The organism is Bacillus sp. ISL-57 (assembly GCF_018613135.1).
In the GTDB taxonomy this organism is placed as follows: domain Bacteria; phylum Bacillota; class Bacilli; order Bacillales; family DSM-1321; genus Peribacillus; species Peribacillus frigoritolerans.
The window spans coordinates 364485-390827 of record NZ_JAGGQV010000004.1 but is presented as its reverse complement, the minus strand read 5'-3'; the positions used below and the strand labels follow the sequence as shown (position 1 = coordinate 390827).

General features: G+C 43.5%; 25 protein-coding genes and 1 other annotated feature. Of the genes, 3 read left to right on the top strand and 22 right to left on the bottom strand.

Going from position 1 to position 26343, the window contains the following annotated elements:
- Positions 1-15: 15 nt before the first annotated feature.
- The 9 genes from uvrC to J7I90_RS10260 form a co-directional block, all read right to left on the bottom strand.
- A complete protein-coding gene (uvrC, locus tag J7I90_RS10295; RefSeq protein ID WP_214771141.1) occupies positions 16-1788 on the bottom strand; it encodes an excinuclease ABC subunit UvrC in 1773 nt (590 codons plus the stop codon).
- 103 nt (positions 1789-1891) lie between these two features.
- Positions 1892-2206, bottom strand: coding sequence for a thioredoxin (gene trxA / locus J7I90_RS10290; RefSeq protein ID WP_034308995.1), 315 nt, complete (start codon positions 2204-2206; stop codon positions 1892-1894).
- Positions 2207-2413: 207 nt separating this feature from the next.
- Positions 2414-3391, bottom strand: a complete 978-nt coding sequence (locus J7I90_RS10285; RefSeq protein ID WP_214771138.1) for an electron transfer flavoprotein subunit alpha/FixB family protein — start codon at positions 3389-3391, stop codon at positions 2414-2416.
- A gap of 68 nt (positions 3392-3459) precedes the next feature.
- A complete protein-coding gene (locus J7I90_RS10280) occupies positions 3460-4233 on the bottom strand; it encodes an electron transfer flavoprotein subunit beta/FixA family protein (protein WP_057276670.1) in 774 nt (257 codons plus the stop codon).
- A gap of 122 nt (positions 4234-4355) precedes the next feature.
- Entirely contained in the window at positions 4356-5129 is a 774-nt protein-coding gene (locus J7I90_RS10275; protein WP_214771135.1) for an enoyl-CoA hydratase, read from the bottom strand.
- 132 nt (positions 5130-5261) lie between these two features.
- The gene (locus tag J7I90_RS10270) at positions 5262-5843 is read right to left on the bottom strand and encodes a fatty acid metabolism transcriptional regulator FadR (RefSeq protein ID WP_214771132.1); all 582 of its coding nucleotides are present in this window, start codon (positions 5841-5843) and stop codon (positions 5262-5264) included.
- Positions 5840-5962 carry a hypothetical protein gene (locus J7I90_RS27760; protein WP_262983582.1) on the bottom strand — a complete coding sequence of 41 codons (123 nt, stop codon included), beginning with the start codon at positions 5960-5962 and terminating at the stop codon, positions 5840-5842. Before J7I90_RS27760 ends, J7I90_RS10270 begins: the two co-directional genes overlap by 4 nt.
- Before the next feature lie 83 nt (positions 5963-6045).
- On the bottom strand, positions 6046-7746 hold the full coding sequence (locus J7I90_RS10265; RefSeq protein WP_214771129.1) for a long-chain-fatty-acid--CoA ligase: 1701 nt from the start codon (positions 7744-7746) through the stop codon (positions 6046-6048).
- A 534-nt stretch (positions 7747-8280) separates the two neighbouring features.
- On the bottom strand, positions 8281-8493 hold the full coding sequence (locus J7I90_RS10260; protein ID WP_311315234.1) for a GNAT family N-acetyltransferase: 213 nt from the start codon (positions 8491-8493) through the stop codon (positions 8281-8283).
- Here J7I90_RS10260 and J7I90_RS27330 point away from each other — a divergent pair.
- A complete protein-coding gene (locus J7I90_RS27330) occupies positions 8428-8604 on the top strand; it encodes a hypothetical protein (protein ID WP_251025220.1) in 177 nt (58 codons plus the stop codon). The two genes, J7I90_RS10260 and J7I90_RS27330, sit on opposite strands and share 66 nt — an antisense overlap.
- 46 nt (positions 8605-8650) lie before the next feature.
- On the opposite strand, the gene J7I90_RS10255 is transcribed toward J7I90_RS27330, so the two are convergent.
- From J7I90_RS10255 to zapA, 5 genes are all read right to left on the bottom strand, one after another.
- A complete protein-coding gene (locus J7I90_RS10255) occupies positions 8651-9058 on the bottom strand; it encodes a DUF350 domain-containing protein (protein WP_034309012.1) in 408 nt (135 codons plus the stop codon).
- A gap of 65 nt (positions 9059-9123) precedes the next feature.
- Complete coding sequence (locus J7I90_RS10250; RefSeq protein ID WP_214771125.1) at positions 9124-11478, bottom strand: endonuclease MutS2; 2355 nt, start codon at positions 11476-11478, stop codon at positions 9124-9126.
- A 35-nt stretch (positions 11479-11513) separates the two neighbouring features.
- Positions 11514-13232 carry a DNA polymerase/3'-5' exonuclease PolX gene (gene polX / locus J7I90_RS10245; RefSeq protein ID WP_214771122.1) on the bottom strand — a complete coding sequence of 573 codons (1719 nt, stop codon included), beginning with the start codon at positions 13230-13232 and terminating at the stop codon, positions 11514-11516.
- A 212-nt stretch (positions 13233-13444) separates the two neighbouring features.
- Complete coding sequence (locus J7I90_RS10240) at positions 13445-13990, bottom strand: CvpA family protein (RefSeq protein ID WP_214771119.1); 546 nt, start codon at positions 13988-13990, stop codon at positions 13445-13447.
- 4 nt (positions 13991-13994) lie between these two features.
- Positions 13995-14255: a cell division protein ZapA gene (gene zapA, locus J7I90_RS10235; protein WP_048678967.1), complete on the bottom strand. Its 261-nt coding sequence runs from the start codon at positions 14253-14255 to the stop codon at positions 13995-13997.
- 172 nt (positions 14256-14427) lie between these two features.
- Here zapA and rnhC point away from each other — a divergent pair, with 172 nt between their 5' ends.
- Entirely contained in the window at positions 14428-15387 is a 960-nt protein-coding gene (gene rnhC, locus J7I90_RS10230; RefSeq protein WP_214771116.1) for a ribonuclease HIII, read from the top strand.
- A 319-nt stretch (positions 15388-15706) separates the two neighbouring features.
- Here the strand turns inward: rnhC and pheT are convergent, their stop codons facing one another.
- From pheT to J7I90_RS10215, 3 genes are all read right to left on the bottom strand, one after another.
- Positions 15707-18121: a phenylalanine--tRNA ligase subunit beta gene (pheT, locus tag J7I90_RS10225; RefSeq protein WP_214771113.1), complete on the bottom strand. Its 2415-nt coding sequence runs from the start codon at positions 18119-18121 to the stop codon at positions 15707-15709.
- A gap of 28 nt (positions 18122-18149) precedes the next feature.
- Positions 18150-19190 carry a phenylalanine--tRNA ligase subunit alpha gene (gene pheS / locus J7I90_RS10220; protein ID WP_214771110.1) on the bottom strand — a complete coding sequence of 347 codons (1041 nt, stop codon included), beginning with the start codon at positions 19188-19190 and terminating at the stop codon, positions 18150-18152.
- Positions 19191-19248: 58 nt separating this feature from the next.
- Positions 19249-19491: a binding site (T-box leader), on the bottom strand.
- A 44-nt stretch (positions 19492-19535) separates the two neighbouring features.
- A complete protein-coding gene (locus tag J7I90_RS10215) occupies positions 19536-20294 on the bottom strand; it encodes a TrmH family RNA methyltransferase (RefSeq protein WP_063232763.1) in 759 nt (252 codons plus the stop codon).
- A 122-nt stretch (positions 20295-20416) separates the two neighbouring features.
- On the opposite strand from J7I90_RS10215, the gene sspI reads away from it, so the two are divergent.
- Positions 20417-20626 (top strand): small acid-soluble spore protein SspI, encoded by a 210-nt coding sequence (sspI, locus tag J7I90_RS10210; RefSeq protein WP_034309032.1) that lies wholly within the window; start codon positions 20417-20419, stop codon positions 20624-20626.
- Positions 20627-20642: 16 nt separating this feature from the next.
- Here sspI and J7I90_RS10205 read toward each other — a convergent pair whose 3' ends face one another.
- The 5 genes from J7I90_RS10205 to glcD form a co-directional block, all read right to left on the bottom strand.
- The gene (locus J7I90_RS10205; RefSeq protein WP_214771106.1) at positions 20643-21026 is read right to left on the bottom strand and encodes a general stress protein; all 384 of its coding nucleotides are present in this window, start codon (positions 21024-21026) and stop codon (positions 20643-20645) included.
- 360 nt (positions 21027-21386) lie between these two features.
- Complete coding sequence (locus tag J7I90_RS10200; protein WP_214771103.1) at positions 21387-22172, bottom strand: YflT domain-containing protein; 786 nt, start codon at positions 22170-22172, stop codon at positions 21387-21389.
- A 165-nt stretch (positions 22173-22337) separates the two neighbouring features.
- Complete coding sequence (locus J7I90_RS10195) at positions 22338-23267, bottom strand: YsnF/AvaK domain-containing protein (protein ID WP_214771100.1); 930 nt, start codon at positions 23265-23267, stop codon at positions 22338-22340.
- Positions 23268-23521: 254 nt separating this feature from the next.
- Positions 23522-24847, bottom strand: coding sequence for a (Fe-S)-binding protein (locus J7I90_RS10190; protein ID WP_214771097.1), 1326 nt, complete (start codon positions 24845-24847; stop codon positions 23522-23524).
- A complete protein-coding gene (gene glcD / locus J7I90_RS10185; RefSeq protein WP_214771095.1) occupies positions 24844-26256 on the bottom strand; it encodes a glycolate oxidase subunit GlcD in 1413 nt (470 codons plus the stop codon). Before glcD ends, J7I90_RS10190 begins: the two co-directional genes overlap by 4 nt.
- Positions 26257-26343 lie beyond the last annotated feature (87 nt).

The following is a 26343-nucleotide window of genomic DNA, read 5'->3' as shown; positions in this document are numbered from 1 at the left end:
TTATCGGTAGCAAGATTATTCTTGTAATTTTCTAACGATTCCCTCGGCTACCCCTTTTGGCATGCCAGCTTCCATGATTTCCTCGGCCGTCGCCTCTTTGATTTTCTTCAATGATCCAAAATGCCTTAATAATTGCTTCCTTCGTTTTTCCCCGACTCCTGGAATATCATCAAGCTGGGAGTGAACCGCATTTTTCCCGCGTAGCTGGCGATGGAACGTAATCGCGAACCGATGCACTTCATCCTGAATTCTTTGCAATAGGTAAAATTCCTGGCTCCTTGAATCAAGAGGTACAAGTTCAAGCGGATTTCCGATCATCAATTGCGAGGTCCTATGCTTTTCATCCTTAATGAGGCCTGAAAGTGGAATATCCAAGCCTAATTCATTTTCCAGAATATCCCGCACCGCTTCGACATGTCCCTTTCCGCCATCAATGATGATCAAGTCCGGAAGCGGCAGTCCTTCTTTCAATACTCTTGAATACCTTCTTCTGACCACTTCACGCATCGATTCATAATCATCCGGTCCCTGAACCGTCTTGATCTTATATTTTCGGTACTCCCTTTTTTCCGGCTTCCCATCAATGAACACGACTAAAGCGGAAACGGGGTCACTTCCCTGGATATTGGAGTTATCGAAAGCTTCAATTCGATGCGGGGTGTAGATACCCAGTTGTTTCCCGAGGTTTTCCACCGCATTGATCGTTCTTTCTTCATCCCTTTCAATCAAAGAGAATTTTTCCTTAAGGGCGATGGAGGCATTTTCATTCGCCAATTTAAGCATGTCTTTTTTCGCTCCCCGTTTTGGGTGAATCGTTTTGACACCAAGCAGCCCTTCGGCCATTTCGGCATCCACAGATTCAGGCAGCAAGATTTCCTTTGGTTTAAAGTGGTTCGTAATCTCGTAAAACTGACCGAGGAATGTAAGAAGTTCCTGTTCGGGTTCATCGTAGACCGGAAAAAGCGAAACATCCCTTTCTATCAATTTACCCTGCCGGACAAAAAATACCTGAACGCACATCCAGCCTTTATCATAGGCAAAGCCAAATACATCCCTGTCGATGAAATCGGTCGTCATCATTTTCTGCTTCTCCATCGTAATATCGATGTGGGCAATTTTGTCACGGAACTCCTTAGCCCTCTCGAAATCGAGTTCTTCCGATGCCTCCAACATTTTTTCAGTCAGTTCTTTTTTTATTTCAGTATGCCCGCCGTTCAAGAACCGGTTGATATCATCGACCATTTTTTTATATTCCTGTTCCTCTACATCATATACACATGGGGCCAGGCACTGACCAAGGTGATAGTAGAGACAAACGCGATCCGGTAACGTATTGCATTTTCTTAGGGGATAGATGCGGTCGAGCAATTTTTTCGTTTCGTTAGCTGCAAATGCATTCGGATAGGGACCGAAATATTTCCCTTTGTCTTTTTTGACTTTTCTCGTAATGATTAGACGCGGGTGGCGTTCCGCAGTCAGCTTGATGAAAGGATACGTCTTATCATCCTTTAGCATGACATTATATTTTGGGTCATGTTTTTTGATTAAGTTCAACTCTAAAATAAGAGCCTCGATATTGGAGGAGGTGACGATGTATTCGAAATCCTCAATCTCGTTCACGAGTCGAAATGTTTTCCCATCATGAGATCCCGTAAAATAAGAACGGACACGGTTTTTCAACACTTTCGCTTTGCCTACATATATGATCGTTCCCTGACGATCTTTCATTAAATAACAACCAGGTTGATCGGGAAGAAGGGCAAGTTTATTCTTTATTTGTTGATTCATGCTTTCAGCCTCCTGTTCTCCCATTTTTACAATCATTATATATCAAGATAGCGAAAAAAGCTTCAAGTCCGCAGACTTGAAGCTTTTTTTAGCTAACTTACTATTACGCGTGTTTTGCAATAAGTTCAGCAAGTGCTTCTTTAGGTTGGAAACCAACAACCTTATCGACCACTTCACCGTCTTTAAGGACGATTAATGTCGGGATGCTCATCACACCGAATTTCCCAGCTGTTTCTTGGTTTTCATCTACATCCACTTTTACGATTTTTGCTGTATCGCCAATTTCAGTATCAAGCTCTTGAAGAACAGGAGCGATCATTTTACAAGGTCCGCACCATGGAGCCCAAAAGTCTACAAGAACGACACCTTCGCTAGTATCTGTTGTGAAAGTTTGGTCAGTTGCATTTACAATAGCCATATATATTTCCTCCTAAAATTTACTCAAATAACTAAAAACAGTATACCACTGTTGCTCAAATCGATGCTAATATTTTGCTTCAGTGGTAGGATGTCCAAAAAAAAAGTAACTATGCAGGCAAAAAAACCTCCACATTAGCGCAAACAAAGGGGCAAGACATGTATCGGCTTATGCCGAATGTCTTGCCCCTCATCTGTATTATTTCTATTACGCGTTAACTTTAAGTTTTTTGAATTCTTCCGTAAGTAATGGAACGACTTCGAAAAGATCTCCGACAATTCCATAATCAGCCACATTGAATATGTTAGCTTCCGGGTCTTTATTGATGGCAACGATAACCTTGGAGTTGGACATTCCCGCTAAATGCTGGATCGCACCGGAAATTCCGCAGGCGATATAAAGATCAGGTGTTACGACTTTACCCGTTTGCCCGATTTGTAATGAGTAATCGCAATAGTCTGCATCACATGCTCCGCGGGAAGCTCCTACCGCTCCGCCAAGAACCTGTGCCAGTTCCTTTAATGGTTCGAAACCATCTTCACTTTTCACGCCACGGCCACCCGCGATGATTACTTTCGCTTCTGAAAGGTCGACCCCTTCACTGGCTTTTCTAACAACATCCTTAATGATTGTCCGTAAGTCCTTAATATCCACACTTAAAGTAGAAACATCACCAGAGCGTGACTCATCTTTCGCTAATGGTTCGATATTGTTCGGACGGATTGTCGCGAAAATAACGCCATCTGTAACGATTTTCTTTTCAAATGCTTTACCAGAGTATATCGGGCGGGTGAAAACGATATTTCCGCCCTCTTCTTCAATGGATGTAACGTCGGAAATCAATCCTGATTCAAGTTTTCCAGCCAATTTAGGTGCTAGGTCTTTTCCTAAGGCTGTATGTCCAAAGAAAATCCCTTCCGGTTTTTCCTGCTCGATGACGGCAAGCAAGCTTTGCGCATATCCATCAGAAGTATATTGTTTCAATTGATCATTTTCGACTGCAATAACCCGGTCTGCACCATACTGAATCAATTCATTACCGAAATCCTGAACACTGTCACCGACTAAAACACCAACGATTTCCCCGCCATCCGCTGCAAGCTTAGCCGCACCGATAGCTTCAAATGATACATTTCTTAGTGAACCATCACGAACTTCGCCCAATACAAGAAACTTTCTAGCCATTATAAAAACCTCCTGTGCACTATTTTTCTTTTTGTCGTGTGTTGTTGTTTTGAAAAGTACCGTTTCGATTAAATCACTTTTGCTTCACTGCGTAATAATTGAACAAGCTCGGTAACTTGAGCACTGATTTCTCCGTCCAAAACTTTTCCAGCTTCTTTTTTAGCAGGAAGGTAAATTTCAATCGTTTTCGTTTTGGCCTCAACATCGTCCTCTTCCAAGTCCAGGTCATCCAATTCCAATTCCTCAAGCGGTTTTTTCTTCGCCTTCATGATTCCTGGCAATGAAGGATAACGTGGCTCATTTAGCCCTTGCTGCGCTGTCACCAATAATGGAAGAGAGGCTTCGATCGTTTCGGAGTCCCCTTCGACATCACGGATAACGCTTACATTTCCATTTTCTATGTCCAATTTAGTAATGGTTGTAATATAAGGAATTCCTAAAATTTCGGCAACGCGTGGTCCAACTTGACCAGAGCCGCCATCGATTGCAACGTTCCCTGCAATGATTAGATCGGCATTTTTATCTTTTAAGTATTCGCCAATAATTTTGGCAGTCGTGAATTGGTCGCCATTTTCTATGTCGTCTTCTATATTGATCAATACAGCTTTGTCAGCACCCATTGCCAGCGCTGTGCGTAATTGCTTTTCAGCCTCTTCCGTTCCGACGGATATAACCGTCACTTCGCCGCCTTGTGCATCACGCACCTGGATTGCTTCTTCAACTGCATACTCATCGTATGGATTAATGATGAATTCTGCTCCATCCTCATTGATTTTCCCGTTGGATAGTGTAATTTTTTCTTCTGTATCAAATGTTCTTTTCAGCAGTACATAAATGTTCACGATAATACCTCCCGAATAATTTGAGTTTTGAAGATTATGAATTTTATTGATATATAGTAATGTTCTACAGATTTCACCAAAATCCTGCATGATATATAAAAATAGTTATTTAAACCGAAACATCATTTCCCTTTGAATACAGCTTCCCTTTTTTCAATGAAAGCGGCGATTCCTTCTTGTGCATCAGCAGTATCGAAAGCCTGGCCAAAGAGGGCAGCTTCCCTTTCCACACCTTTATGGTAGGAATCATGCTTGGAATAATTCAATAACTCAATGGCCGACTTTAATGCCAGTGGGCTCTTCTTGGCAATTTTATTAGCTAGATCCTTAGCTTTTGGAATCAGTTCTTCATCCGTGAAGGCATGATTCGCCAATCCGCATTGCACGGCTTCGGTGCCTGAAATCGGTTCACTTGTAAACAGCATTTCAGCTGCCTTTGCCATGCCTACGTAACGAGGAAGACGTTGGGTCCCAGCAAATCCGGGGATCAATCCCAACTGCAGCTCAGGCAAACCAAGTTTAGCCCTTTCGGTGACTAAGCGGATGTGGCAGGCCATAGCCAGCTCCAATCCTCCGCCAAGCGCCGCTCCATGGATGGCTGCAATGACCGGTTTTGGAAAAGATTCGATTTTCTCAAATACAGATTGACCATTCTTGGTCAGCTTCTCGAAAGCTTTCCCGTTTTTCACTTCCGTAAACTCTTTAATGTCCGCTCCTGCAGAGAAGAATCTTCCTTCACCATGAAGAAGGACAACCCGTACGGCTTCGTCTTTCACAATTTGATCGAATGCCTGTGAAAGCTCTCCGATGATAGCCGAGGAAAGTGCATTTGCTGGTGCATGATCAATCGTTATAAAAGCCACATGATTTTCGACAGAAAGCTTAAGATATTCCATATCAATCCCTCCAGGCATGCTAGTCAAACTTTTTTGATAATTCTATATGTATCACTTCCGGTTAAAGCTGGAAGCTGAATTAACCGATTCTTTCGAGGATGGCTAGCCATCCTCTATTTAAATCGTTAACTTTTAGAGGCCACAGCCGCCAATCAGCAGGCGGTGAACGTCTGGTGCAAGGTCAGGAAGCGAATACTTTTGCTCATTCATGACCCAAGTCGTCACAGTTTCATCAATCGTTCCAAAAATCATCTGCCTGGCAAGTAAATTATTTAAATCAGGCAGGAATTCGCCGTTCTCTTTTCCTTCTATAATGATCTGATCGATTAAATTTAAATACCCTCTTAACACATCATTAATCCTAAGGCGCAATTCTTTATTCGACTGTCTTAATTCCAACTGAGTGACAATTGCTAAATTCACGTCTTCTGAAAGGTTTTGAAAATGTTTTTGGATGAGCACATGCAATTTTTCCGAAGCAGTGGTCTTTCCTTTTATCTCTTCTTCGATCTGTTCCACAAAATAGCCCATCTTTTCATGGAATAATGATATTAAGATATCTTCTTTATTCTTAAAATAAAGATAAATGGTGCCATCCGCTACGCCTGCCTGTTTGGCGATTTTGGATACTTGGGCTTGATAGTAACCGTTTTGGGCAATGACGATAACGGCCGCATCAATAATTTGATTATACTTTGGTCTGTTGCTTTTCACTGGATGTCCCCTTTCAGAAAAATGAATGAACCATCATTCATATTTCTATCATAAAATGACGACCCTTTACTGTCAAGCAAAACCTTATATAAGGCTCCTGACATTTCACTTCTGTTCATTGTACAGCCACCATCCATAGCTTGTCCAGCTGTTCTGCAAAACGGAGCCCTCTTCCGCTGCTCCGTTAAAAGGGGGTGCTTGTTTAAGCTTCTTTTCTTTCCTCGGATATTTTTTTCTTTTCTTCCTCGATAAGGACTCTCCTCAGGATCTTTCCTATCGTCGTTTTAGGAAGTTCATCCCTGAATTCATAGCTTCGCGGAACCTTATACGAAGCCAGGTTCTTTCTGGCAAATTCATTCAATTCCTCTTCAGTGACCCTGGCATTCTTTTTCAGGACGACATAGGCCTTGACGGTCTCTCCTCGATATGGGTCAGGGATGCCTGCCACAACTACTTCCTGTATGGCCTCATGCTCGTATAGCACCTCTTCCACCTCACGTGGATATATATTGAAACCGCCTGCAATGATTGTATCCTTTTTCCTCTCGACGACATAAAAGAACCCCTGCTCATCCATATAACCCAGATCGCCAGTAAGCAGCCAGCCATTTTTAAAGGTTTTTTCCGTTTCATCCGGACGGTTCCAATAACCTTTCATTACCTGCGGTCCTTTTATGGCAATCTCGCCTATTTCATTCGGAGGAAGCTCTTCATCGGTTTCCAGGGACAGAATCGCCGAGTCAGTGTCCGGCCATGGCAGTCCAACGCTACCTTTTACACGCGGCTGATCCCAAATGAAATTAGCATGTGTCACAGGTGAGGTTTCTGAAAGTCCATAGCCTTCAACAAGCTTCCCGCCGGTAATTTTCTCAAACTGCTCTTGAACCTCCAAGGGCAATGATGCAGAACCGCTAATACAGGCATTGATGGAAGATAGATCATATTTAGCGATATCCGGATGGTTCAAGAGGCCGATATACATCGTTGGCGCTCCTGGAAACATCGTCGGTTTCTGTTTTTGGATGGTTTTAAGCGTCGCTTCGACATCGAACTTCGGCATGATGATCATGGTGTTCCCTTCCATGACGGAAAGAACCAAGACCGTAGTCATACCGTACACATGAAAGAAAGGCAGAATCGCAAGGATCCTTTCCTCACCGCGCTTATTTTTATAAAGCCATGCATTGCACATTTTCGTATTGGCCAGCAAGTTCTTATGAGTAAGCATGACCCCTTTGGGAAAGCCAGTTGTCCCACCTGTATATTGCAAAAGGGCAAGATCATTATTGACATCGATCGATACGGTGCCGACTTCTTCAGTGATCTTCCGTTTCATGATTTCGGAAAATAAATGATGATTCCCTTCATGCTCCACATTGATGACAATGCCGTATTGCTTTTTTTGAATAAAAGGATAGATAAGATTTTTCGGGAATGGCAAATATTCCTTGATAGCGGTTACAATTATATGTTCTATATCCGTTCTTGATGCCACTGCAGAAACACGGGGGAATAAAATATCCATCGCTAAAATCATTTTCGCTCCGGAATCTTTCATTTGATATTCTAATTCACGTTCTGTATAGGTTGGGTTCGTTTGAACCACGACTCCTCCGGCCATCAATATCCCAAAAAAGCTTATGACACCCTGAGGGCAGTTAGGAAGCATGATGGCAACGCGTTCACCTTTTTGAAGTCCGATACTTTTTAAATAGGCTGCAAACTTTAAAGCAGATTCATGCACTTCCCGGAAAGTTAATTCTTTTCCCTGGAAATGAATCGATACTTTATCAGGGAATTCTTCGGCTGATTCCTTTAAAAAAGAATAAAGAGGTTTATCTTCGTACGACAAAACAGCTGGTATCTGTTCCGGATAAATAGCTTGCCATGGCTTATTGCTCATTTGCCCCCTCCTTCTGAATATTCTCAATACTCTTAATCATTATAATACAATCGGGATTTTCTTACAATTGCCGAATTTAAGAGTATAAAGACCTTATGATGAAAAGCTGGATAGTATATATATCTTATCCAACTACAGGGAATGTTGGATGAAACATATAAAAAGGGAAACAAAAAAAAGAGTGGTTATACTCCTTTCAGAATGTAGACAACCCTTTTATCATCATTTTTTTCTTTTAAAAAAGTTCCAGCTGATTTCAGAAATCCGCTCCCTTTCCGCCGACTGTCTGCCAAGCCTCCTCGACGCAAGCGCCTGCGGGGTCTCGGCTAGCCAGTTATTCGGCAGGAGTGTCGCAGATTTCTTCCATCTAGAGAGGTTCATTCATTTAATCAAGTAAAAAAACATAAAGGATATTCAAATTTTCTTTATGATTACTGATCGGGGTGAGAGCATTCCGATCCTCCTTTTGTCGTCTACTGAAAAGAGGCGTTCTACTTCTTGGTTTTAATTCTATACCAATACTTATATTTTTCTTCAAATCCTAATTTCCCGTACAAGCTTAAAGCAGGTGCATTCGTTTCTATCACCTGAAGTTAAGCTTTTTTTTGCTCCATTTTCTTTACCCCAATGCAATAGATTACGAATGAGAATTGCACCATTGCCTTGATTTCGAAAATTATCATGGGTAATGATATTGTACAGGCCTATGTATTCGTCTTCCAATACACCCAGTCCACTTGCTGTCACGGTTCCACCTTCATAGAACCAAATAAAAGAAGCGGCACACTGGCCGCTTCAGTTGAACAATGTCATATAAATGATTCCAAACAGAAAAAAGATTCCGCAACAAACGATTAAGACTTTTGCAAGTTTCTCCACAGCTTACTCCCTCTCATGAAGGGCATCAAGAAATTCCGGCGCCGATGACAAAAGATAATGCGATTGATATGATCATCGATAGGAATCCAACTGCCCGATTATCTTTTTGTATTTCTTCATCTATTTTAAATCCAGGAGTCATAAATTCAAAAATGAAATAACCGATCAACAGCAGGACAAAACCGTAGACGCCCCAGCCAATCATGGTAAGAAGCGAATTCTGATGGAGAATGGACTGTTGGAATACATAGGCGATCCCAAAAATTTTACCACCTGTTGCCAACGCGACAGAAAGGTTTCCCTGTTTGATCTCCTCCCAGTTCTTGTACTTTGTGACAAGTTCAAAAATGGCTAAAAAAACAATCATGCACAGAATAACGACACTGTAACGAGCAGCTATATATACATATTCATTTTCCCACATATTCTCCATGGTCCAACTCCCGAATGGTAACTAGCCACCCGGCTTGGCTGAATTGCCGGAATGACCGCTTTCCTTTATTTAAATTCCACCACCGTAACACCTGTTCCGCCTTCACCGGCTTCGCCGAAGCGAATCCTTTTGACAGAGCGGTGATTTTTCAAGTATTCCTGGACCCCGGACCGAAGAGCACCCGTCCCTTTACCATGAATGATGGAGACACTCGAATAACCGGCCAAAAGAGCATCATCAACGTATTTTTCCACTCTTGATATGGCATTTTCGAAGCGTTCTCCACGAAGGTCAAGTTCGACGCTAACATGATAATCGCGGCCTTTGATCGTGGTAAGCGGCTTTGTTTCTTTTACTTTTGTGCTCTTGATGAATTCCAGGTCAGACTCCTTCACTTTCATTTTCATGATGCCGATCTGAACCTGCCATTCATTATTTGAGACCTTCTCAATCAAGTGACCTTTTTGACCAAAGCTTACGACCTTTACTTCATCTCCAGGTTTCAAGCTTTTATCCAGCGGCCTCGCAGCTTTATTCGTTGTTTTTTTCACTTTAGGCGCTGCTTCTTCAAGCCGTTTTTTGGCATCGATCAGTTCATGCTCTTTAACATCGGCATGCTTTTCAAGTCGCAGTTTACGTAAGTCTGCAATGATCGCTTCCGCTTCCCTTTGTGCATTTTCAACGATTGCCGCTGCCTCTTTAGCTGCCTTTTCAACCATGGCATCCCGTTCTTGATGGTACTCATCAATTTGCTTTTGAAGGTCTTTATGAAGAATTTCCGCCTGTTTCAGGTGATTCTTGGCTTCCAATTCCTCTTCTTCAGCCTTCTTGCGGCTGTCTTCAAGGGACGCTATCATATTTTCAACTTTATTCGTATCCTCGCCAATATGGCTCCGGGCGTTGCTGATCACGTTTTCTTCCAAACCAAGGCGCTTGGAAATTTCAAACGCATTACTCCGGCCTGGTACACCAATTAATAGTTTATAGGTGGGACTCAAGGTTTCCACATTAAATTCGACGCTTGCATTAATGACGCCTTCCCGATCATATCCATACGCTTTTAATTCCGGGTAATGTGTCGTTGCAATCACACGTGCTCCGCGCTTATACACTTCATCCAAAATGGAAATGGCCAGAGCTGCACCTTCCTGTGGGTCAGTTCCCGCTCCAAGCTCATCGAATAAAACAAGACTGTCATAATCGACATGCTTAAGGATATCGACAATATTGACCATATGCGAAGAGAATGTACTTAAGCTTTGTTCAATCGACTGTTCATCGCCAATATCGGCATAAACAGAGGAAAACACAGCCGTTTCGGAACCATCCAGCGCAGGGATCTGCAGACCGGACTGGGCCATTAACGTACAGAGGCCAATCGTTTTCAGGGTAACCGTCTTACCACCTGTATTCGGACCGGTGATGACGATTGTCGTAAATTCATCACCAAGAAAAATATCATTGGCCACGACGACATCATTCGGAATGAGCGGGTGTTTCGCTTTGAATAATTTTACGCGCCCCTCATTATTCAGAATCGGCTTGGATCCTTTTATCGCTTTCGCATATTTTGCCTTGGCGACAAGGAAATCGATTTGTGCCAGCACTTTGATATTATGAAGCAATTCAGGGGTGAACGCACCGACTTTTTCCGATAGTTCGACCAATATCCGTTCTATTTCCTGCGTTTCCTTCACTCGGGTTTCCTGCAGGACATTATTCAGCTGAACGATTGCCTGCGGCTCAATGAACAACGTCTGCCCTGATGATGATTGATCATGAATGATCCCGCCATACACACTGCGGTATTCCTGTTTAACCGGGATGACGAATCGGTCATTCCGGATGGTGATGATGGCATCGGATAACATTGTTGTTGCATTGGAAGAACGGATCATACTTTCCAGTTTTTCCCTGACGCGACTTTCGTTCGTCCGAATTTGGTTTCTTAGAGTACGAAGCTTGTCGCTGGCAGAATCCATCACTTCGCCATGTTCGCTTATTGCATACGTAATTTCCTGCTGCAAATCAATCAATGGATGAAGGGAATCGATATATTCGGCTAAAAGCGGAACATCAATCTCCTGCTCTGCCAGTTCTTCGAAGAAGCGGCTGAGGATCCTGCCGGCACGAATCGTGCTCGCAAGTTCCATCAGTTCCATCGGTGAGAGCATACCGCCAATCTGTGCCCTTTTTGCATGTGGTCGGATATCGAAAATTCCGCCCAATGGCAAGTTACCTTTCAACCGGACGATTTTGGCTGACTCATCCGTTTCTTCCTGCCATCTCGACACTTCTTCAAAATCCGTGGAAGGCATCAATTGCTCTGCCTTCTCTTTTCCTATGGATGAGGAAGCGTGTGAGATTAATTGTTCTTTTATTTTATGAAATTCCAATGTCTTTAAAGCTTTATTATGCATGGAGTGAAAGCTCCTCCTTATTTATGGGCAAATAGTTAATCATTTCTCTTTAAAAATGCTAATAATCCATCCGTGTCCCTTGCATTAAGAACCGTGGATTCTTTAATCCAGCCCTTTTTGGCTGATGAGACCCCCACAGGCATATGTTCAAGCATGTCGATGCTGTGGGCATCCGTATTGATCACGATCGGAACGCCTGCTTCCTGAGCCTTGCGCAGATGCGGAGGTGCCAAATCCAATCTGTTCGGATTCGCATTCAATTCCAAGGCCGTATTCGTTTCGCGGGCCAGTTCGATCAGCATTTCTATATCCACATCATATCCGGTGCGTCTGCCGATGATCCTTCCCGTTGGATGGGCGATGATATCTACATGCGGATTATTCAGAGCCGTTTTTAAGCGCTCCATGATCGTTTCCCGAGGCTGTGAAAAACTTGAATGAATCGATGCAATCACCAAATCCATCTCTGCAAGCAGCTCATCGTCATAATCAAGTGTCCCATCAGGAAGTATATCCATCTCTATCCCGGAAAGAACGGTAAAGTCAGTGTATTTTTCATTAAGTTCATGGATGATCCGTTTTTGTTCACGTAAACGTTCAGCGGTCAAGCCGTTCGCCACTTTCAGATATTGCGAATGATCGGTGATGGCCATATATCGATACCCTTTTGCACGGCATGCTTCAATCATTTCTTCAATTGTATGAGCACCATCACTCCATGTGGTATGCATATGCAGATCACCTTTAATGGCCTCTAAAGATATGAGAGGTTCATTAGCATCATAATGCTCCACTTCCGTTCCGTCTTCACGCAGTTCTGGCGGGATGAAAGGAAGGCCAAAATGATTATAAAATTGTTCTTCCGTTTCAAACGTCAATACATCACCGGTTTCAGTCACTTCCACCCCATATTCGCTGATTTTCTCTCCGCGATCTTTGGCAAGCTGGCGCATCCGCACATTGTGATCCTTCGAACCTGTAAAATGATGAAGTGTCGTGATGAATTCCTTATCCTTAACGATTCGGAAATCGACGGAAATGTCATATTCATAATCAAGCACGACCGATACTTTTGTATCACCGGCCGCAATCACCTGTTTTATCCCTTTTATTGCAAGCAGTTGATTTTTAACCTCTTCGGGATGATCTGTCGAAATAATGAAATCGAGGTCCTTGATCGTTTCCCTCATACGCCGGATGCTGCCGGCCCTGGATGAACGGATGATGTATTCCATGTTAGCAAGGGCCGTTTCAATATCAGCCGCAATCGGTCTCATGAAGGCAAGGGGAAGTCGATCGGGCCTTGAACCCGCCTCAGCAATTGCAGAAAGGATCTTCTCTTCCGTTTTTTTGCCGAAACCGGCAAGCGCCGCGACCCTGCCTTCTTCACAGGCGATTTTAAGATCATTCACATCTTTGACATGCAGCTCTTTATGAAGCTTGGCAATTTTCTTCCCGCCCAAACCTTGAAGCTGCAGGAGCGGAATCAATCCTTTTGGCACCTGCTCCTGAAGCTCTTCAAGTACAGTCGATTTCCCCTCATTTATATACTCTTCGATGACGGATGCCGTTCCTTTCCCGATTCCATTCAAAGCGGTAAAATCTTCAATCTCCGACAAGCTCCGGTCATCCGTTTCCAAGGCGCCTGCTGCCTTTCGGAAAGCTGAAACCTTGAACGGGTTCTCTCCTTTTAATTCCATATATATTGCAATTTTTTCTAATAATTTAATGATATCTTTTTTATTAATCGTCATTTAATTCACCGCCGAAAAAATTAGTAGGGTGTCCCATGTTCACTTTCTTAAAGATACCTTTCTTGGAGGTAAAGTACAAGCAGTCAGATTCTTAACCTTCGAATCAATTAGAAGGAAGTTACATGCCGCTACATAAAAAGGGGCCTCCCCCGTGTTCAAAGTATAGGAATCCAGGACTTTGAACACGGGAGGCAGGCCCTCTTATACTGACATTAAGATTGTTTTACATCATGAAACCAAAGTTCCTTCACCTGCTCGGAAAGGAACGGCGTATGTTTCACGATCGATTCTGCCAAAAATGAGCCAGTTAATGGTTTCTGGATGGAATCCATTGGCAGCATGGCAGCTATATATAATATAATAAACATGATAAGATAGACTTCGAGAAAACCCAATATCCCTCCGCCCCAGCGATTCAGCTGTTTTAATATCGGTAGATGGGTAATGAAATTGAGCATGGATCCTATCATTTGCCAAAGAATCTTGGCAGCAAAGAAAATGATTGCAAAGGCAATTGCATTGTAATACGCCGTATCAAGCCCGACTGTATCAAAAAACATATTAAGGGTCGAGGAATCACCCATCGTTGGGAACGGAATCCATAATTTCAAATTGGGAGCAAGATCTCCGTAAAATACATAGGCGGCGATGAAGGCTACAATGAACCCAGTCATATGAACCGCTTGTAAAATGAAGCCACGCTTTAAACCGATTAATAAACCGATTAAAAGAATGGCCAGAATTGCTAAATCAAGCATGTACTCAGTCCTTCTCTCTCTTTAATTCCAGTTGAAGCTGGTCTAGTTCATCTTTTAATTTAATATATTCATGGATGGTATTCACGGCCGTTAACACCGCTAGCTTGCTTGTATCCAAGTATGGATTTTTCATCCTGATCTCTCTCATTTTTTCGTCAACCATCGAAGCGACCAGGCGCATATGACTTGCGCTTTCTGTGCCGACAATTGTATATGGCTGTCCGTATATATCAACTGTTGTTTTATTTCGTTTATCGTCTGACAAAATGATGCCCCCAATCTAAACAATCCTAATTCTATCATATCATGAAGTTTTTCGTCATGAAAGAGAGTACATCGTCATTTCTTGCATTAAAATTTCAATAATTTGTCAAACGATATCGAATTCAGGAAGAAGATTACCTAATAAACAAAATGAAGTTAGGAGCTAACCCATTATGTCCCATGTTGTTTTACTTATCAGTCCTGAACAAATAAAGGCGATGAAGTCCCATTATTCTTCATCCTTGGCCGCCAAGCAGCCGCCGGGGAGCATCTTTTCCGCCAAACCGCCGCTATGTACGGTGACGGCCTATAAATCCGGGAAGGTCCTTTTTCAAGGTAAGAATGCCGAAATAGAAGCGGTAAAATGGCAAAAAGGTACCACTGCTGCGGCTCCAAAGAAAAAAGCGGCAGCCTCTGCATCGGTCAACGTCCATCGATATTCACCGCCTGCAAATATCGGAACCATGTCAGTGATTGGTTCAGACGAGGTCGGAACAGGAGACTATTTCGGCCCGATGACCGTCGTAGCCGTATATGCCAAGAAGGAGCAACTCGCTCTTTTAAAGGAGCTTGGTGTCCAGGATTCCAAAAATCTGAAAGACCCACAGATCATCGACATTGCCAAACAGATTAAGGATGTAGTGCCCTTCAGCCTGCTCACCTGCGACAACCCGAAATATAATGCGCTGCAGGCAAAGGGAATGTCACAAGGAAAAATGAAGGCACTCCTCCATAACCAAGCAATCAAGCACCTCATGCAAAAAATCCAGCCAGAACAAGCGGAAGCCGTCCTTATTGATCAATTCGCTCAACCAGAGGTATTTTTCAATTACCTAAAAGGCCAAGAACTATTCCAAGCTAATGCCACCTATCTATGCACAAAAGCGGAAGGCATTCACCTTGGAGTGGCAGCCGCATCCATCCTGGCCCGATATGCATTCGTCAAACGCTTTGACTTGCTGAGTGAGAAAGCCGGATTCAAAATCCCTAAAGGTGCAGGATTTGCAGTCGATGAAGCGGCCGCAAGATTGATTCATGAAAAAGGAATCGATTCATTACACGAATTCACGAAAACCCATTTTGCCAACACAGAAAAAGCGAAGCGACTCTATCAACAGAAATATCATAAATAGAAGAAAGCGGCTGATCTTCCTGAACAGCCGCCTTTTTCTCGTGAGTTCACGCCGTTTACTCGTGAGTTTGCGCGGTTTACTCGTGAATTCACGCCATTTTCTCGTGAGTTTACGCCATTTTCTCGTGAGTTTGCACCTTTTACTCGTGAATTCACGCCATTTTCTCGTGAGTTTGCACCTTTTACTCGTGAATTCACCTTTTACTCGTGAGTTTGCTCCATTTACTCGTGAGTTTGCACCTTTTACTCGTGAATTCACCTTTTACTCGCAAAATCAAAAAAGACAGCTCCCCAAGATTCAGGGAGCTGTCTTTTTGGTTTTATCCTCTTAGCTCTGCGCCGGCGTTTTCTTTAACGGCTTCAAGCACTTTATCATGTGCTTTTGTAATGTCTTCGTCCGTCAGGGTACGTTCCGGGTCGTAGTATTTCAGTGAGTAGGCAATGGATTTCTTGCCTTCCTCCATTCTTTCACCTTCGTATAAGTCGAAGATGTTTACTTCTTTCAGCAGTTTGCCGCCGGCTTCTTCAATAATGTTTTGAATGTCCCCGGCTTTCGTGGCTTGATCCACAACGAGCGCGATATCGCGTGTGGTTGATGGATAGCGCGGAATCGTTTGGTATGCTATCGGCGCGACTTCTGCTTCGGCCAATGCTTTTAAGGATAGTTCGAAAATGTATGTTTCTTTAATGTCCAAGTCTTTTTGGACAGTTGGGTGCACTTGGCCGATAAAGCCAATTACTTCACCATTCAATAGTACTTCCGCTGTCCGTCCTGGATGCATGTCGTTGATTTCCGCTTGGCGGTAACTTATTTGATCGGCTAATCCAAGTGTGTCGAATAATGCTTCGATAACGCCTTTGGCTACAAAGAAATCCACTGGTTTCTTTTCACCTTGCCATAGATGTGACTCCCATAGGCCTGTGATCGCTCCAGCAACATGTTCTTTTTCTTCAGGAAGTTCTTGTTCGTCTCGCTTAAAGAATACCGAACCGATTTCATACAGTGCCAGTGAATCAATTTGGCGGGCATTGTTATATTTCACGACTTCCAGCAATTGAGGCACGATGCTTAAACGCAGCTGGCTTCTTTCCTCACTTATTGGCATTGCCAATCGAATGGATTCTCTTGCTTCCAATGCGAATTGGGACGCTTTTTCCTCGCTTGTCAGTGAATAGGTCACCGCTTGATAAAGGCCTGCGCCTTCAAGTGTACGGCGTGCCTTCCTCCGTTTAATTTGATAGTCTGTCAATTGTCCTGGTGTAGCAGAACCGATCGGCAGTGTAACGGGGATGTTATCATATCCATATAAACGTGCAGCCTCTTCGACTAAATCGGCTTCAATCGTAATATCACCACGGCGCGTAGGGACAGTGATCGTGAATGTTTCATTGTCAAGTTCCACGCCGAATTGCAGACGTTTGAAGATTGACTCCACAACCGATACGGTCATGCTTGTTCCAAGGAGTGTGTTGATTTTTTCAAGCGTGATGCTAATGACCGCAGGTTCCATTGACAATTCGTCAACTTCTGCTGCTCCTTGTAAGACTGTTCCGCCTGCATATTGTGCAATCAATTGTGCAGCACGTTCCCCTGCTTCACGAACACGTGCCGGGTCGACGCCTTTTTCAAAGCGGGCACTGGCTTCACTGCGTAATCCATGGTCCTTGGAAGCTTTGCGAACTACTGTACCTGCAAAATATGCACTTTCAATAATGATGTTCGTCGTATCATTTTTGACTTCGGAATCCGCTCCGCCCATCACACCAGCAATTGCAACTGGCTCACTGCCATTCGTGATCACTAAATGGTCAGGTGTCAAAGTGCGTTCCGCTTCATCTAATGTTACGATTTTTTCAGCATCCTTCGCTCTGCGGATGACGATTTCCTTCGAACCAAAGCGGTCATAATCAAAGGCATGGAGCGGTTGGCCGTATTCAAGTAAAATGTAGTTCGTGATATCCACCACATTATTATGTGGTCGGATACCTGCAGCCATCAACCTAGTCTGCATCCAAAGCGGTGAAGGTCCGATCTTAACATCCTTGATGATTTTAGCCATGTATATCGGGTTATCTTCTTTCGCTTCCACTTTGACACTGATATAATCAGTTGCTTTTTCAGCTGCCTCTTCTTTCTCGATTACCGGCCATTTCACTTCCCGTCCTAGAATGGCTCCCACTTCGTATGCTACTCCAAGCATACTCAAAGCATCGGAACGGTTTGGAGTCAGTCCAAGTTCCAGCACTTCATCACTTAAACCAAGTTCCTCCAATGCATCTTTCCCTACTTCCACATCATTGGGGAAGACGAAGATTCCTGTAGCATAATCCTTGGAAACGAGTTTGGATTCGAAGCCCAATTCTTGAAGCGAGCAAATCATTCCGTGCGATTCTTCTCCGCGAAGTTTCGCTTTCTTGATTTTGAAATTACCTGGAAGGACTGCGCCAACAGTAGCGACTGCGACTTTTTGGCCTTTATCGACATTCGGTGCCCCGCAGATGATCTGAACGGGATTTTCGGCCCCGATATCAACTTGGCATTTATTCAATTTATCCGCATTTGGATGTTGTTCACGTTCTAAGACATGCCCGATGACGACCCCTTTTAGCCCTTCACTTTTCTTTTCCACCCCTTCAACCTCAATGCCGCTTTTCGTGATTTTGTCAGCTAGCTCCGTCGCATTGATGCCTGAAAGGTCAACATAATCTTGTAACCATTTATAAGACACAAACATGGTAGGTCCTCCTTTTTAAAATAAAAATTTATGCTTCGTGATGGTTGAATTGTTTTAAGAATCGAACATCATTCGTATAGAAATGACGGATATCGTCCACACCGTACTTCAACATGGCAATCCGTTCCACGCCCATTCCAAATGCGAATCCAGAGTATTTCTTGGAATCGAAGCCAGCCATCTCAAGGACGTTCGGATGAACGATCCCAGCGCCAAGCACTTCGATCCAGCCTGTTTTTTTACATACGCTGCAGCCTTTACCGCTGCAGATTTTACAAGAAATATCCACTTCGACGGAAGGCTCGGTAAATGGGAAGAAACTTGGACGAAGACGGATTTCACGGTCTTGACCGAATACTTTTTTCGCAAATACGTCTAGCGTTCCTTTCAGGTCGCTCATGCTGATGTTCTCATCGATTACCAAGCCTTCAATTTGCTGGAATTGATGGGAGTGTGTCGCATCATCGTTATCTCGGCGATATACTTTTCCTGGGCAAATGATTTTTACAGGGCCTTGACCTTTATGTTTTTCCATCGTTCTGGCTTGAACCGGTGAAGTGTGCGTACGCATCAGGATTTCATCTGTGATGTAGAAAGAATCCTGCATATCACGTGCCGGATGGCTTTTTGGCAAGTTAAGTGCCTCGAAGTTGTAGTAGTCGCTTTCGACTTCAGGACCTTCCGCAACGGTATAGCCCATCCCGATGAATAAGTCTTCGATTTCTTCCACGATTCGAGTTAATGGATGAAGATTCCCCTTGTTTACCGGACGTCCTGGAAGTGTGACGTCAATCGTTTCAGTTGCTAGCTTGGCATTGACTGCCGCGGTTTCAAGCGCTTTTTGTTTCTCCTCGATCTTTGTTGCGATCGCTTCACGTACGTCATTGGCTAGTGCCCCGATTTTCGGGCGTTCTTCAGCAGATAATTTACCCATGCCGCGCAATACCTCCGTGATTGGCCCTTTTTTCCCTAAATAAGCAACACGGACTTCATTCAGTTCTTTTAATTCGGAAGCGGCGGCAACTTTTTGCAACGCTTCTTCCTGCAGTTCTAGTAAACGTTCCTGCATCATGTCTTCCTCCTTTATTTTCCTTTTGTAAAAATGAACACAAAAAAACCCCGATCCCTAAAGGGACGAGGTTTATGTATCGCGGTACCACCCTTATTAGTGCACAAACAAAAAAACTTCTGCACTCACTTCATTAAAAATAACGGCTCTTCACCGGAACATTTTTCAGACAATCTGTCTTCCCAATGCCAACTCGAAAGGTGAATTCACTTAAGCAGTGCCATAAAAATGCTTTCAGTCAAGGCATTTTCTCCCTGGATATGGTTAACTTTAAGCTACTACTCTTTGTCATCGTTGTTTTCATTATAAAATTCTGTTTTATTATATTATAATTCTTCGGCCGTTTCAAATCGATTTTCGTAAATGGTACATTAAAATCCCGGCAGCGATCCCCACATTCAAAGATTCACTTTTTCCGTAGATGGGAATATAGAGGTTTTTAGTCGTTTTCTCCAGTAATTCCTTCGATACTCCTTGGCCTTCATTACCGACCAGCAGGGCAAATCGGGAAGACTTTTCCACTTCTTCAAATGGCGATGCCCCTTCTAATGCCGTGCCATAAACCGGTGTTCCGCTTTGCTTCAGCTCATCGATGATTTCGGATAGGTTCCCTTTAATGACAGGCATATGGAAAAGGCTCCCTTGCGTCGAACGGACCACTTTGGGATTATACAAGTCAGCACACCCTTCCCCGAGGATGACCGCATCTATTCCCGCTGCATCAGCTGTCCTGATCATCGTTCCAATATTCCCAGGATCTTGGACGGCATCGATCAACAATAATTTATCCGGATTGATCGACGCCATGCTCGTTGATTTCTGTTCACAAACCGCAGCAATTCCCTGCGGTGCTTCGGTATCGCAAATCGCCTTCATAATATCATTTTTCACATAAATGAGTTCTGTGCCTTCCACCTTAAAATGGGCAGGCATTTCAGTTTCTTCATTGATGATCACTTCCAAGACGATTTCCTCTTTTAAGGCTTCTTCAACTAGGTGAAAACCCTCGACTAAATATTTACCTGTTTTATCTCGTTCTTTTTTGGTCAAAAGTTTTTTCCATTGCTTAACTTGCGGGTTTTTTACGGATTCGATATATTTCAAGGGTAAACGCTCCTTTAACTTCACACTGATTTTCCTATTATAACGCAATTCACATACATATTGCATGCGAGTTTGTGAAATGCTATTAATGTCAGTCATTATGTGTTAGAGGAGGAATAATTATGAATTTAAACTTACGTAATGCGATCATCCAAAATGTATCTGGAAATACGCAAGAGCAGCTGGAAGACACGATTGTCGATGCCATACAAAATGGCGAGGAAAAAATGCTTCCTGGTTTGGGAGTATTATTCGAGGTCATCTGGCAAAATTCATCCGAGCAGGAAAAACAGGAAATGATCACTGCCCTCGAAGCAGGATTAAAAAAATAACAGCCTTCAAAGGCTGTTATTTTTTTAATCTCGCTTCGCCAGCCTTCAGTTCTTCAATGGAGACTTCTTCATCAAGCAGCAAGATGAATTTCTTTGCTTTTACTTCTTCAAGCATCGCTTTTGCCTCAGCAAAAGAGTAGCCGTATTTCGTGAAAAAGCTGCGTAAATCTCCAGATCCTTCATCTGTGAAGTAATGGAAGATTTTCAAAAAAAGAGTGTCCTCCTTATCCTGATTGGCGATGATCAGTATATCCGTATGTTCATTTCCAAGCTGCACATAATTTTTTATATCAGCTGCCACTGTCATTTGGGTGCCAGATATGCCTTTTGCTTTTAAGTCTGAAATTGCAGCAAGTAGTTCCGGATTAGAGTCAAAAACACCATATACGTTTTTTTCCATGTTTCTCCCCCTCCTTGTTACTCTACTTAAAATAAAATTCCTTTGTCATTATACCTTGCCGCTTTATCAATAAACAAGCAAATAGTCCATGGAGACGCACAAGGGAACCCTCTGCCTAAAGGGTTTTTATAAAAATAAATAGCCTGTAGCAAACTCTTAGTTTTATTAAAAAACGTTGCAGTTGATTTCAGAAATCCGCTCCCTTTTCGCCAACTGTCTGCCAAGCCACATCAAAAAGCGGCTGCGGTGGCTCGGCTAGCCAGTAATCCGGCAGGAGTGTCGCACATTTCTTCAATCCAATAACGACTACAGTAAGAAAACAAACAAAAACAGCCCTATGCAGGCTGTTCTTGTTGTGTATTACAGATTGTCGGTATTGATTCGATTTTTGATGTATTCATCTTGTAAGCCTATCTCTTGCTGTCCGCTGCCTGCCGGTCTCGCGGTCCGATCCAGTGATCCTTGAACGTCAAGGTTTTCGTCCGTATCCGCATAAATCGGGTCTTCATGATTCCTTGATTTTTGCTTCTTGAATTTTTCTGTGGAGTTTCCCCAGATTTCCCTTTCTTGAGCTCGCTTCGCATCCATCTCTTCATTTTTATAGATGTTGGCGGAATTTCCATGAAGCTCTTCGCTTCTTCCTGGCTGTGCTTCCATTTCCCTTGTTTGAAAGGCATTCGCGGTTGTTTCCGGAAAAAGGTTCGGGTCCGGATTGTTCACCACACCTGTTTTAAGCGGATTCACTAAAGGTTCGTCCGTATCCTCGATGCGATTGGAAGTTGTGTTTTCACGTGCTGTTACGGTTTCCGATTCATCTAAAAGTATCAGGAATTTTCCGGCCTCCACTTCATTTATATAAGCGGTTGCTTCACTATCGGCAAGCCCTAGCTCACCTAGACGGTTCCTTATATCTTCGGAACCCTCGTTCAGGAAAAATTGTTTCATTTTATCAATGAAGGATTCCTCGTTATAGTTAGTAACGACGTCGACATCCGGATCATGCTTTTCATTGACGAAATCCAAATCTTCTTTCTTATCAGCCATTACCGTTATTTCCCCTTCATGAACGCCCTTTTCCTTGAGGGATTGTATAGCCTGGATCATTTCTCTTTCCGTATCAAAAACACCATATAATGTTTTTCCCATGCATCTTCCTCCTCCTTTTTCCGATATTTCTTCTTATGTGTATTTATACCCTGATGGATGCCAATTAAACAAAAAGGTTTGCCTTCCCTAAGCTCGGACCTTTAAACAGTCCTTATAACCAAAAGGAAACCTGCAGTTTTAAACTGCAGGCCATTTCCTTCACTCTTAGAAGCGGTCGGTTCTACGTTCAGCTGCCTTTTTCTCATTCACGATCGATTCATCTGTACTATCAAGCTGGATATCTTCCTTTTTAAGAGTATCCTGAACTTGTTCCGTTTCTTGTACAGCATGTTTCTTGATGACAATTTCATCTGTGACAACCGGTTTTTTCGAAACTTCCAGTTTTTCTTCAACAACCGGGATTCGTAATGTTTCCCCATCTTCAATGGTTCCGGTTTCCCGATTCGCTTCACGTCCTGAAACCGATCTATGCTCAACTGTCACTTCTTCGTGTTCAACCGGGACATTGATCGTTTTATGCTGTTCATTGACTTCTTTATTAATGACGACTTCTCCTGTCTGAACTCTTTCTTTGTCAATGTTCAGCTGTTCTTCCCGAAGTGTAAGTGTCCTTTCATCTTCTGGCAATTCACGGCCTTGTCCATTGACTCCATAAACATCTTCTTTATTTAATGGATCGGTTTTTTCCGTACCATTATATAGTGGGTTGGTGGAGTTAGTATCAAGCCTTGTACCGGCAGTGTCCATTGTTCCGGTCGTGAATTTATCTCTTGCCGTTCCAAGATGGCCTTCACCTTCTTCAACCAGAACCAGGACTTTTCCATTTTCTACATCAAAGACATGTTCAGCCGCATCGCTATTCGAAAGGCCTGCATTCGCCAATCTTGTTGAAAGGTCTGCCGTATCTTCCGGCATGAAGAAACGTGCCACCTTGTCCATAAACGATTCATCGTTAGGAACATTCGTCATTGTGTGAACATCCGTTTCACGTTGATGGTTCGTGAAATCCAATGTTTCTTCCTTATCTGCCACGACCGTAATATCGTCCCCTTCAAAACCCTTTGCCTTAAGTGCATTAATTGCTTGGATCACTTCTGCATTTGATTCATATACTCCATATACTGTTTTATTCATTTTACATTCCTCCTTAGGTTTTGTTGTTTCGTTTAGTGGATGCTATATATAAACAATACCCGCCATGTTCCTAAGTAAACGAGGAATCCATATTTCATTTTTGTTATATCATTTACAATTCGTTCTCAGCACAGAACGCATTTTTAATTGAGATCAAGCCTTTACAAGGGTTTCCCCCTTTATAAAAATGTAATGTTTAACCAAATCATGCCATTTCATTTTTTCATGAACTGCTTGTGATCTTTTTTCTTCTATTATAATGCCACAGCCTTTATTAGCAGGTCCGCAATATGCACCGCTTTTGTGCATTCCCCCAAGTTTTCCCGCTCGATCCCCAATTGCATTTGCAACAGGCAGCCAGGGTTTGCCGTGACAACAATATCGGCCTGTGTCGATTTCGTGTGCTCCATTTTAGAGTCGAGAATGTTCATGGACATCTCTGATTCAACAATATTATATATCCCAGCTGAGCCGCAGCAGCGATCGGCATCCTTCATTTCCCTGAAATCGATTCCTTCTATTGATTGAAGGAGGATTCGCGGAGCCGAGGAGGTGTTCATCACATTCCGTAAGTGACAGGAATCCTGGAAAGTTACGGATTGAGCTGGCAGTTTCAGGCGAACTTTTTCCTGAAAACGCAAATCAACAAGGATCTGGCTGATATCTTTCAACTTATTTTTAAATGAGATTGCTCGGTCGTGCCATTCCTGTTCATCTTGGAGCAGATGGTCATAATCTATGAGAAAAGCGCCACAGCCGCCGGCATTCGTAATGATATAATCAACTCCCTCCGTTTCAAAGGCTTCAATATTACGCTTGGCCAGTTGCTTTGCACCTGCTTTTTCACCACTGTGCCCATGCAGCGCCCCGCAACAGGCCTGGGATTTCGGAATGACGATTTCACATCCGGCCAGCTGAAGAAGCTTTAGTGTGGCCTTGTTCGTTTCCAAAAACATCGTATCCATCAAGCAGCCGGAAAAGAAAGCCACCGTTTTGAGCGGCGTTCCGATTGCAGGCAGCTCGGTTGGCCGATTTTTCATTTCTGCTTTTTTCGGGACTTTCGGCAGCACTTTTTCCATGGCTGCCAAATTATCCGGAAGCATGTTGAGGACTCCCGTTTTACGGGCCATGTATTGCAGGCCTGATTTCTGATAGAAGCCAAGCAAACTTGTCATGGTCTGCATTCGCTCCTGGTGCGGGAATAGTCCACTGAAAACGGCCTTGCGGATCGTTTTTACAGGGAAACTGTGTTTTTTATTCTGATGGATGATATCCCTTGCTTCTTCAAGAAGGTGTCCGTATTTCACACCTGAAGGGCACACAGGTTCACAGGCCCTGCAGCCGAGGCAAAGACTCAACGACCGTTCTACATCCCTATCTGGCTCAATCACGCCATCCGCCACCGCTTTCATAAGTGCAATCCGGCCCCTTGGTGAATGGGATTCCTTCAGGCCCGATTCTATGTATGTCGGGCAATGGGGTAAGCAGAAGCCGCAGCGCATACAATTCAACAATTCATCTTCATTCATTTTTTTCGCGAATTGAATGGCAATGGTTTCCCTTTCCTGTACTGTCGTCATGTAGAAACCACCACCCTTTTCCTGGTTTCCTTGGCAAATACTTTGCCGGGATTCATGATGTTATTGGGATCGAAAGCCTGTTTAATCGCCCTCATGGCATCAATCCCTTCTTTCTTCAGCTTCCATTCAAGATACGGGGCCTTCATCGCTCCTACACCATGTTCACCGGTTATCGTCCCGCCAAGGTCGATAGCTGCGGCAAAAATGTCGGCAAAAGCGAGCTCCACCCGCTCCATTTCCTCATGATCACGAGCGTCGGTAATGCATGTCGGATGCAGATTCCCATCCCCAGCATGACCGAACGTGCAAATGTCCACATTATGCTTGTCAGCGATCTCATTAATCGCTCTAACCATTTTGGCAATTTTCGAGCGAGGAACGGTGGCATCTTCCAAAATGGTCGTCGGCTTGAGACGGGCCAGTGCGGAAAGTGCTGTCCGTCTTGCCGTTTTCAAGGCGACAGCGTCAGATTCCGTTTCGGCAATTTCCACGGAAACCGCCTTTTCCTCTAGACAGATATCGGCCATTCTTTTCATATCACGTTCCACCACTTCAGGCGGTCCATCCTGTTCAATCAGCAGGACGGCTTCCACATTAGTAGGCAAACCGATTTTCGCGAAGTCCTCAACCACGATCAACGTCGGCCGATCCAGAAATTCCAATGTCACAGGAATGATTTTATTTGAAATGATTTTGGCCACTGACTGGGCTGCAGCATCCAGATCTTGATATAAGGCAAGCATCGTCTTAGTCGTTTCCGGCATCGGGATCAGCTTTAAGGTCGCTTCCGTAACGATGCCCAAGGTCCCTTCCGACCCGACAAAAAGTTTTGTTAAATCATATCCGGCTACATCTTTGGCAAGCTTGCCCCCTGTTCGAATGATGTCCCCATTCGGAAGGACCACTTCAAGCCCGATGACATAATCACGGGTGACTCCATACTTTAAACCTCGCAGTCCACCAGAATTCTCATTAATGTTGCCGCCAATCGTGGAGATTTTCATCGAACTTGGATCCGGCGGATAAAACAATCCCTTCTCTTCAACTGCTGAAATCAAGTCCAAAGTGATGAGCCCAGGCTGTACGGTCGCCGTTAAGTTCTCCTCATCTATTTCAAGTAATGAATTCATTCGATTGAATAAAAGGACAAGCCCCCCCTCTGTCGGGCATGTGCCTCCGCTTAAATTCGTCCCAGAACCGCGCGGAACGATCGGAACATTGTATTCGTTGCAAACTTTGACGATGGCTGCGACTTCAGCTGTGCTGCCCGGTTTGATGACAGCATCCGGCATCGCTTGAAACCCAGGCGTTGCATCATATGAATAGACCAGACATTCCACTTTCGAGTCATCGTAATTCTCCTGACCTACGATGGTAAGAAGTAGCTGCTTAACCTGCTTTGTTAACATGTACATCCTCCTCATATAAACATAGGAAATTCGAGACTTTTTTATATGATGTAAGTATAAGAAAAAAAACACTCGGCCTTCTATGTA

Excerpts from the sequence above, each read along its gene's own strand:
- uvrC (WP_214771141.1), bottom strand. The coding sequence starts at position 1,788 with ATGAATCAACAAATAAAGAATAAACTTGCCCTTCTTCCCGATCAACCT.
- trxA (WP_034308995.1), bottom strand. The coding sequence starts at position 2,206 with ATGGCTATTGTAAATGCAACTGACCAAACTTTCACAACAGATACTAGC.
- J7I90_RS10285 (WP_214771138.1), bottom strand. The coding sequence starts at position 3,391 with ATGGCTAGAAAGTTTCTTGTATTGGGCGAAGTTCGTGATGGTTCACTA.
- J7I90_RS10275 (WP_214771135.1), bottom strand. The coding sequence starts at position 5,129 with ATGGAATATCTTAAGCTTTCTGTCGAAAATCATGTGGCTTTTATAACG.
- J7I90_RS27760 (WP_262983582.1), bottom strand. The coding sequence starts at position 5,962 with ATGAACAGAAGTGAAATGTCAGGAGCCTTATATAAGGTTTTGCTTGAC.
- J7I90_RS10265 (WP_214771129.1), bottom strand. The coding sequence starts at position 7,746 with ATGAGCAATAAGCCATGGCAAGCTATTTATCCGGAACAGATACCAGCT.
- J7I90_RS27330 (WP_251025220.1), top strand. The coding sequence starts at position 8,428 with ATGGGTAATGATATTGTACAGGCCTATGTATTCGTCTTCCAATACACC.
- J7I90_RS10255 (WP_034309012.1), bottom strand. The coding sequence starts at position 9,058 with ATGGAGAATATGTGGGAAAATGAATATGTATATATAGCTGCTCGTTAC.
- J7I90_RS10250 (WP_214771125.1), bottom strand. The coding sequence starts at position 11,478 with ATGCATAATAAAGCTTTAAAGACATTGGAATTTCATAAAATAAAAGAA.
- polX (WP_214771122.1), bottom strand. The coding sequence starts at position 13,232 with ATGACGATTAATAAAAAAGATATCATTAAATTATTAGAAAAAATTGCA.
- J7I90_RS10240 (WP_214771119.1), bottom strand. The coding sequence starts at position 13,990 with ATGCTTGATTTAGCAATTCTGGCCATTCTTTTAATCGGTTTATTAATC.
- rnhC (WP_214771116.1), top strand. The coding sequence starts at position 14,428 with ATGTCCCATGTTGTTTTACTTATCAGTCCTGAACAAATAAAGGCGATG.
- pheT (WP_214771113.1), bottom strand. The coding sequence starts at position 18,121 with ATGTTTGTGTCTTATAAATGGTTACAAGATTATGTTGACCTTTCAGGC.
- pheS (WP_214771110.1), bottom strand. The coding sequence starts at position 19,190 with ATGCAGGAACGTTTACTAGAACTGCAGGAAGAAGCGTTGCAAAAAGTT.
- sspI (WP_034309032.1), top strand. The coding sequence starts at position 20,417 with ATGAATTTAAACTTACGTAATGCGATCATCCAAAATGTATCTGGAAAT.
- J7I90_RS10205 (WP_214771106.1), bottom strand. The coding sequence starts at position 21,026 with ATGGAAAAAAACGTATATGGTGTTTTTGACTCTAATCCGGAACTACTT.
- J7I90_RS10200 (WP_214771103.1), bottom strand. The coding sequence starts at position 22,172 with ATGGGAAAAACATTATATGGTGTTTTTGATACGGAAAGAGAAATGATC.
- J7I90_RS10195 (WP_214771100.1), bottom strand. The coding sequence starts at position 23,267 with ATGAATAAAACAGTATATGGAGTATATGAATCAAATGCAGAAGTGATC.
- J7I90_RS10190 (WP_214771097.1), bottom strand. The coding sequence starts at position 24,847 with ATGACGACAGTACAGGAAAGGGAAACCATTGCCATTCAATTCGCGAAA.
- glcD (WP_214771095.1), bottom strand. The coding sequence starts at position 26,256 with ATGTTAACAAAGCAGGTTAAGCAGCTACTTCTTACCATCGTAGGTCAG.